Source organism: Sphingomonas sp., from assembly GCF_042096255.1.
Lineage (GTDB): Bacteria > Pseudomonadota > Alphaproteobacteria > Sphingomonadales > Sphingomonadaceae > Sphingomonas.
On sequence record NZ_JBELLZ010000122.1, the window covers coordinates 1 to 7854 of the forward strand.

A 7854-nucleotide genomic window follows, 5' to 3' on the forward strand; every position below is an offset into this window, starting at 1 on the left:
TTCAGAACCTGTCGTGGCGCAGCGCTACGAAGCGCTGGGGCAATCATATCTGCCCAGTCCCCGTCCCGCGCGCGTGCCCCAGAACGCGCGGCTGTCGCCCGCCGACCGCGGCCGAATTGCGATGGATGAATTTGCTCGCTGCGTCCTGGTCCGCTCGGCTACCGGTGTCGGTCGCGCTCTGGCAGAGCCAATGGGCGAGGGGCAGAACCGCGCTTTGGCGCGATTGGCCACTGCAGACTGCCTCCTGTTCGGAGAAATGCGGTTCAATCCGATTTTGTTTCGCCGCGCTCTCTTCGTCGAGCTTTACCGTAGACGGCTTGAGGGCGACACGCATCTGCCCGTCGTGGCAGGCTACAGTCTCGCTCAGGCGACCGGCGACAGCCCGGCCATAAAGGTTCACTGGTGGCTCATCGACTTTGCCGATTGTGTGGTCGCCAAGGATCGGCCCGCAGCGGAGCAGTTCGTGTCGTCCGAAACACTTAGCAATGAAGAGAATGTCACATTGCAGCGCATAACGCCAGTGCTCGGACCGTGCGTCACTGCGGATGTGCAAGTGAAGTTGGATCGATCGACGATCAAGGGCGCCTTGGCTGAAGTTTTGTATCGCGGTGTTCAGCCGACAGCCGTGGCGCAAGGAAAGTAGCGGAATGCCCAAGCTCAAAGTCGACGGGATCGAAGTCGAAGTCCCCGCTGGCGCCACCGTGCTCCAGGCCTGCGAGGCCGCGGGCAAGGAGATCCCGCGCTTCTGCTATCATGAGCGCCTCAGCATCGCCGGCAATTGCCGGTTGTGCCTGGTCGAGGTGAAGCCGGGGCCGCCCAAGCCCCAGGCGTCGTGCGCGCTGCCGGCGGCGGACAACCAGGAAGTGTTCACCACCACGCCGATGGTGAAGCATGCCCGCGAGGGCATCATGGAATTTCTGCTGATCAACCACCCGCTCGATTGCCCGATCTGCGACCAGGGCGGCGAGTGCGACCTGCAGGACCAGGCGATGGCCTATGGCCGCGGCCACAGCCGCTTCGCCGAGAACAAGCGCGCCGTCACCGACAAGTATATGGGCCCGATCGTCAAGACGATCATGACTCGCTGCATCCAGTGCACCCGCTGCGTCCGCTTCGCCGAGGAGGTCTCGGGCGTGGAGGAGATCGGCGCGATCTATCGCGGCGAGAACATGCAGATCACCTCCTATCTCGAAAAGGCGGTGACCAGCGAGCTGAGCGGCAACGTGGTGGACCTGTGCCCGGTCGGCGCGCTCACCTCCAAGCCCTATGCCTTCGAGGCGCGGCCGTGGGAGCTCAAGAAGACGCTGACCATCGACGTGCAGGACGCGGTGGGCACCAACATCCGCCTCGACAGCCGCGGCCGCCAGGTGCTGCGCTGCGTTCCCCGCGTCAACGAGGACGTCAACGAGGAATGGGCGCACGACAAGACGCGCCACCATGTCGACGGCCTCGTGCGGCGCCGGCTCGATCGGCCTTATGTGCGGGTGAACGGCAAGCTCCAGCCGGTCGATTGGGACGACGCCTTTGCCGCGGTCAAGGCGGCGGCGGATGCGGCGGGCGACAGCGTCGCGGCGATCGCCGGCGACCTGGTCGATTGCGAGACGATGTTCGCGGCCAAGGCGCTGCTCAGGGAGCTCGGCTCGTCGAAGCTCGAGGGCCGGCAGACCGGCATGGACTATGATACGTCCAGCCTCGCCGCGGTGAACTTCAACACCACTATTGCGGGCACCGAGGAGGCGGACGTCATCCTGCTGGTCGGCACCAACCTGCGCTGGGAAGCGCCGCTGGTGAACACCCGTATCCGCAAGGCGGTGAAGAAGGGCGCCAAGGTGTTCGCGGTCGGTCCGGAAACCGAGCTGACCTACAAGGCCGACTGGCTCGGTGCCGACCTTTCGGTGCTCGCCAGCCTGCCGGATCATGTCACCGAGGCATTCGGCAAGGCCGCGAAGCCGATGGTGATCGTCGGTGGCGGGGCGCTGAAGGGCGCGCATGGCGCGGCGCTGGGGCTCGCCTCGTCGCTCAACCTGGTTCGCGATGGCTGGAACGGCTTCAACGTCCTCCACATGGCAGCTAGCCGGATGGGCGGGCTGATGCTCGGCTATGCGCAGAAGGGCGGCATCGCGGACGTTTACGACGCGAAGCTCGCCTTCTTCCTCGGCGCCGACGAGTGCGACTTCACCCGCTTCACCGGCTTCAAGGTCTATGTCGGCCATCATGGCGATCGCGGTGCGCACTATGCCGACGTGATCCTGCCGGGCGCCACCTATGCCGAGAAGTCGGGCACCTGGGTGAACCTGGAGGGCCGCGTCCAGCGTGGCGAGCGTGCGGTGTTCGCGCCGGGCGACGCGCGCGAGGACTGGACGATTTTCCGCGCACTGTCCGAGCGGCTCGGCAAGACGCTGGCGTTCGACACGCTGCCGGAGCTGCGCGCTGCGATGGCGCTTGACTGCCCCGAGCTGGCGACGCCAGGCCTCAAGACGTTCGCCTGGAATCCGCCGGCGCTCGGCACCACTGCTAGCGGTGTGATGGAGGGCTATCCGGTCAAGGATTTCTACCTCACGAACGCGATCTGCCGCGCCTCGCCGACGATGCAGCGCTGCTCGGCCGAGCTGGTGCATGGCGAGAGCTTCGCGGAGGCGGCAGAGTGAGGGGCGTGTATCCAGAGGGCTTCCCGGACTGGGAGATCGCCCAGATTGAGAAGTTCCGCGATAGTAATCCGGCGCTCTACGAGTGGCGGAAGACGGCGCATCTCCTCCCGGTGCATGTGAACACTTATACCGTGATTGAGCGCCGTCCATTCGACAGGTTGGACGCTAAGCAATGACCGCCTTCTTCAACACCACCATCGGCCTGCCCTACGGCTGGGCGTGGTTCCTTGCCACGCTGATCGGCATCCTGCTGATCGCGCTGCCGGTGATGCTGGCGGTGGCGATGATCATCTATGCCGATCGCAAGATCTGGGCGGCGATGGCGCTGCGCCGCGGCCCCAACGTGGTCGGGCCGTTCGGCCTGCTCCAGTCGTTCGCGGACGGGCTCAAGGTCTTCCTCCAGGAGACGATCGTCCCCGCCGCGGCCAACCGCGGCCTGTTCCTGCTGGCGCCGATCATCACCTTCACCGTCGCGCTGATCGTCTGGGCGGTGGTGCCGTTCCAGCCGGGCGTGCTGCTCGCCGACATCAACGTCGGCCTGCTCTACGTGCTCGCCGCCTCGTCGCTAGGCGTATACGGCATCATCCTGGCGGGCTGGTCGTCCAACTCGAAGTATCCGTTCTTCTCGGCGATCCGCGCCGCGGCGCAGATGGTGAGCTACGAGGTCGCGATCGGCTTCATCCTGATCTCGATCGTGCTGTGGTCGGGCAGCTTCAATCTGACCGCGATTGTGGAAGCGCAGAAGGGCGTGCTGGGCACGCCGGTGAACGGCTTCTTCCTCAATCCTCTGCTGTTCCCAATGGCGGTGATGTTCTTCATCTCCGCCCTTGCCGAAACGCAGCGCGCGCCGTTCGATCTGACCGAGGCGGAGTCGGAGCTGGTCGCCGGCTACCAGACCGAATATTCGTCCATGGCCTTCGCGCTCTACTGGCTGGGCGAGTACGCCAACGTGATCCTGATGTGCGCGCTTAACGCCACGCTGTTCTGGGGCGGATACCTGCCGCCGTTCGACTGGGCGCCGCTCTACGCCGTGCCGGGGATCATCTGGCTGTTCGCCAAGATGCTGTTCTTCTTCTTCTGCTTCAGCTGGGTGAAGGCCACCGTTCCGCGCTATCGCTACGACCAGCTGATGCGGCTGGGCTGGAAGGTGTTCCTGCCGGTGTCGCTGTTCTGGGTGTTCCTGGTTTCGGGCGTGCTGATGGCCACGCGTGTGGGGTTCTGACATGGGTATCGCATCCACCATCAAGGCCTTCACGCTTTGGGAGTTCATCGGCGCCCATGCCAAGACGCTGAAGTATTTCTTCAAGCCCAAGGCGACGATCAACTATCCGTTCGAGAAGAACCCGATCTCGCCCCGCTTCCGCGGCGAGCATGCGCTGCGTCGCTATCCGAACGGCGAGGAGCGCTGCATCGCATGCAAGCTTTGCGAGGCGGTGTGTCCGGCGCAGGCGATCACGATCGAGGCCGAGCCGCGCGACGACGGCAGCCGCCGCACCACGCGCTACGACATCGACATGACCAAGTGCATCTATTGCGGGCTGTGCCAGGAGGCCTGCCCGGTGGATGCGATTGTCGAGGGGCCGAACTTCGAGTTCGCCACCGAGACGCGCGAGGAGTTGATCTACGACAAGGCCAAGCTGCTCGACAACGGCGACCGCTGGGAGCGCGCGATCGCCGCGAACCTTGCCGCCGATGCGCCGTACCGGTAGGCGGCGCGTGTTCTCAGGGGCTCACATGATTCACGACCAGAACCCTCGTCTCGGGGGGGCAGGGCTATGATCCAGGCATTCGCCTTTTATCTCTTCGCGCTCGTCGTGCTGCTCTCGGGCGCCATGACGATCTCGTCGCGCAACCCGGTGCACAGCGTGCTGTGGCTGATCCTCGCCTTCTTCAACGCGGCGGGGCTGATGGTGCTGGTGGGCGCGGAGTTCATCGCGATGCTGCTGGTCATCGTCTATGTCGGCGCGGTTGCGGTGCTGTTCCTGTTCGTCGTGATGATGCTGGACATCGACTTCGCCGAGCTGCGCGCCGGCTTCGTCCGCTATTTCGGCATCGGGCTGGTGCTGGCGGTGGCTTTGGTGTGCGAAATCCTGATCGGCGTTGGTGCGTGGAGCGCAGGCGGCATTGATCTGGCCCGCCGTGCCGCGCCGGTCGATCCGGCGATGCCCAACATCCAGGCGGTCGGCATGCTGCTCTATTCGCGCTACCTGTTCGTGTTCGAGGCCGCCGGCTTCGTGCTGCTGGTGGCGATGATCGGCGCGATCGTGCTGACCCACCGCGAGCGCTCCGGCTCGCGCTACCAGAACATTGCGCGCCAGGTCGCCCGCCGGCCGCAGGACGCGACGCGCAACATGCGGCCGACCGTCGGCCAGGGGGTGCAGCTGTGAACGGCTCGATTGGCCTCATCCACTATCTGGTGGTCGCCGCCATCCTGTTCACCATGGGGGTGCTGGGCATCTTCCTGAACCGCAAGAACATCATCGTCATCCTGATGGCGATCGAGCTGATCCTGCTGGCAGTGAACATCAATCTGGTCGCCTTCTCGGCCGCGCTGAACGACCTGGTCGGCCAGGTGTTCGCGATGTTCGTGCTCACCGTCGCCGCGGGCGAGGCGGCGATCGGGCTCGCCATCCTGGTGATCTTCTTCCGCGGCCGCGGCTCGATCTCGGTCGACGACCCGAGCCGGATGAGGGGCTAACGTGACGTCTATTCTCCTCATCGTCTTCCTGCCGCTGCTCGCGTCGGTGATCGCAGGGCTGGGCAACAAGTCGATTCCCGGCATCGTCGCCAAGGGCATCACCACCGGCGCGCTGTTCGTGTCCTGCGCCCTGTCGTGGCCGATCTTCATCGGCTTCATGACCGGCGGCCTGACCGAGAGCGTTACTCCGGTGCTGCACTTCATGACCTCGGGCAGCTTCGACGTGTCCTGGGCGCTGCGGGTCGATGCGCTGACCGCGGTAATGCTGGTGGTGATCACCAGCGTCTCGGCGCTCGTCCACCTCTATAGCTGGGGCTATATGAGCGAGGACCCGGATCAGCCGCGGTTCTTCGCCTATCTGTCGCTGTTCACCTTCGCGATGCTGATGCTGGTGACCGCGGACAATCTGATTCAGATGTTCTTCGGCTGGGAAGGCGTCGGCCTCGCGTCCTACCTGCTGATCGGCTTCTGGTTCAGGAAGCCGAGCGCCAATGCCGCCGCGATCAAGGCGTTCGTGGTCAACCGCGTCGGCGACCTGGGCTTCATGCTCGGCATCTTCGGCACCTATCTTGTGTTCGATACCGTCTCGATCCCGGAGATCCTCCGCCTCGCGCCTACGATGGCGGGCTCGACCATCGGCTTTCTCGGCGCGCGCTTCGACACGATGACGGTGCTGTGCCTGTGCCTGTTCGTTGGCGCGATGGGCAAGTCGGCGCAGCTTGGCCTGCACACCTGGCTGCCGGATGCGATGGAGGGCCCGACCCCGGTGTCGGCGCTGATCCACGCCGCGACCATGGTGACAGCGGGCGTGTTCATGGTCTGCCGCCTGTCGCCGATGTTCGAGACCAGCCAGACCGCGCTGATGGTCGTCACCGGCGTCGGCGCCGCGACCTGCATCTTCGCCGCGACGATCGGCACGACGCAGACCGACATCAAGCGCGTGATCGCCTATTCGACCTGCTCGCAGCTCGGCTACATGTTCTTCGCCGCGGGCGTCGGCGCGTACGGCGCGGCGATGTTCCACCTGTTCACGCACGCCTTCTTCAAGGCTTTGCTGTTCTTGGGCGCGGGCTCGGTGATCCACGCGATGCACCACGAGCAGGACATGCGCTTCTACGGTGGCCTCCGGAAGGCGATCCCGATCACCTTCATTGCGATGCTGCTAGGCACGCTGGCGATCACCGGCGTGGGTATCTACGGCGTCGGCGGCTTCGCGGGCTACCACTCGAAAGACGCGATCCTGGAGGTCGCCTATGCCTCAGGCCGCGGTCAGGGGGCTTTCTGGGTCGGCACGATAGCGGCGCTGCTCACCAGCTTCTATTCGTGGCGCCTGATGTTCCTGACCTTCTGGGGCCAGCCGCGCTGGGCCGGGTCGGAGCACATCCAGCACGCCGTCCACGACGCGCACGGTCACCACGAGCACCCGGCAGGAGAGGACGCGGGCCACGCGCCTGATGCTCATGCGCGCGATGTTCACGAAGTTCCACACGGCACCGCAGGCTACCATCCGCACGAGAGCCCACTGCCGATGCTGATCCCGCTGATCGTGCTGTCGATCGGCGCGGTCGCGGCCGGCTTCGTATTCCACGGCTGGTTCATCGAGCCGGAAGCGGGCGAGCGGTTCTGGCGCGGTTCGATCGCGTTCAACGAGCACCTGATGCATGAGATGCATGAGGTGCCCCTGTGGGTGAAGCTCGCGGCGACGGTGGTGATGCTGCTCGGCCTGTTCGGCGCGTGGCTGGCGTACATCCGCTCGACCGACCTGCCGCGGAAGTTCACCACGACATTCGACGCGCTGTACGACTTCATCGCCCACAAATGGTATTTCGACGAGCTCTACCACCTGCTGTTCGTCCGCCCCGCCTTCGCGATCGGCCGCCTGCTGTGGCACCGCGGCGACGAGAAGACGATCGACCGGTTTGGTCCGAACGGTTCGGCCTGGCTGGTCCAGATCGGCAGCCGGGCGGCGGCGCGGCTCCAGACCGGCTACGTCTACACCTATGCCTTTGTGATGCTGCTGGGGCTGACCGCCGCAGTCACCTGGGTGATCGCGCGATGAGCGGTCCCCTCCACCCATCGTCCGGGCGAATGGATTTCAAGTCGTGACGGGTTTTCCCATTCTCTCGCTGATGCTCGCCATCCCCGCGGTCGCGGCGGCGGCGTGCCTGTTCCTGTCGCCCGCGGCGGCGCGAATGACCGCGCTGGTCGCGACGCTGGCCGATCTGGCGCTGGGCGTCGTCCTTTGGATGAGCTTCGACGTCGGCGGCGCGCAGTGGCAGTTCGTCGAATATGCGCCGCTGTTCGGCCGCTTCTCCTGGGCGCTGGGGATCGACGGCTTCGCGCTGCTGCTGATCGCGCTCAGCGTGTTCCTGATGCCGATCTGCATCGGCGCCAGCTGGAACGCGATCGAGAAGCGCGTGCCGGAATATATGTCCGCGTTCCTGTTCACCGAGGTGCTGATGATCGGCACCTTCGCGGCGCAGGACATCTTCCTGTTCTACATCTTCT

Annotated in this window: 7 protein-coding genes and 1 pseudogene; all 8 read left to right on the forward strand. The window is 65.2% G+C overall.

Annotated elements, in window-relative coordinates:
• Positions 1–643 (forward strand): hypothetical protein (locus ACFDTH_RS16280; RefSeq protein WP_375288613.1); only part of this gene is annotated, 643 nt, incomplete at its 5' end.
• A 4-nt stretch (positions 644–647) separates the two neighbouring features.
• Complete coding sequence (gene nuoG / locus ACFDTH_RS16285; RefSeq protein WP_375288614.1) at positions 648–2648, forward strand: NADH-quinone oxidoreductase subunit NuoG; 2001 nt, start codon at positions 648–650, stop codon at positions 2646–2648.
• A gap of 172 nt (positions 2649–2820) precedes the next feature.
• Positions 2821–3870 carry an NADH-quinone oxidoreductase subunit NuoH gene (gene nuoH, locus ACFDTH_RS16290; RefSeq protein ID WP_375288615.1) on the forward strand — a complete coding sequence of 350 codons (1050 nt, stop codon included), beginning with the start codon at positions 2821–2823 and terminating at the stop codon, positions 3868–3870.
• A gap of 1 nt (position 3871) precedes the next feature.
• Positions 3872–4357 (forward strand): NADH-quinone oxidoreductase subunit NuoI, encoded by a 486-nt coding sequence (nuoI, locus tag ACFDTH_RS16295; protein ID WP_375288616.1) that lies wholly within the window; start codon positions 3872–3874, stop codon positions 4355–4357.
• A gap of 66 nt (positions 4358–4423) precedes the next feature.
• Entirely contained in the window at positions 4424–5035 is a 612-nt protein-coding gene (locus tag ACFDTH_RS16300) for an NADH-quinone oxidoreductase subunit J (RefSeq protein WP_375288617.1), read from the forward strand.
• A gap of 8 nt (positions 5036–5043) precedes the next feature.
• A complete protein-coding gene (gene nuoK, locus ACFDTH_RS16305) occupies positions 5044–5346 on the forward strand; it encodes an NADH-quinone oxidoreductase subunit NuoK (protein ID WP_375288619.1) in 303 nt (100 codons plus the stop codon).
• Position 5347: 1 nt separating this feature from the next.
• Complete coding sequence (gene nuoL, locus ACFDTH_RS16310; RefSeq protein ID WP_375288618.1) at positions 5348–7405, forward strand: NADH-quinone oxidoreductase subunit L; 2058 nt, start codon at positions 5348–5350, stop codon at positions 7403–7405.
• A gap of 70 nt (positions 7406–7475) precedes the next feature.
• Positions 7476–7854, forward strand: a pseudogene (locus ACFDTH_RS16315) (NADH-quinone oxidoreductase subunit M); the annotation flags it as partial.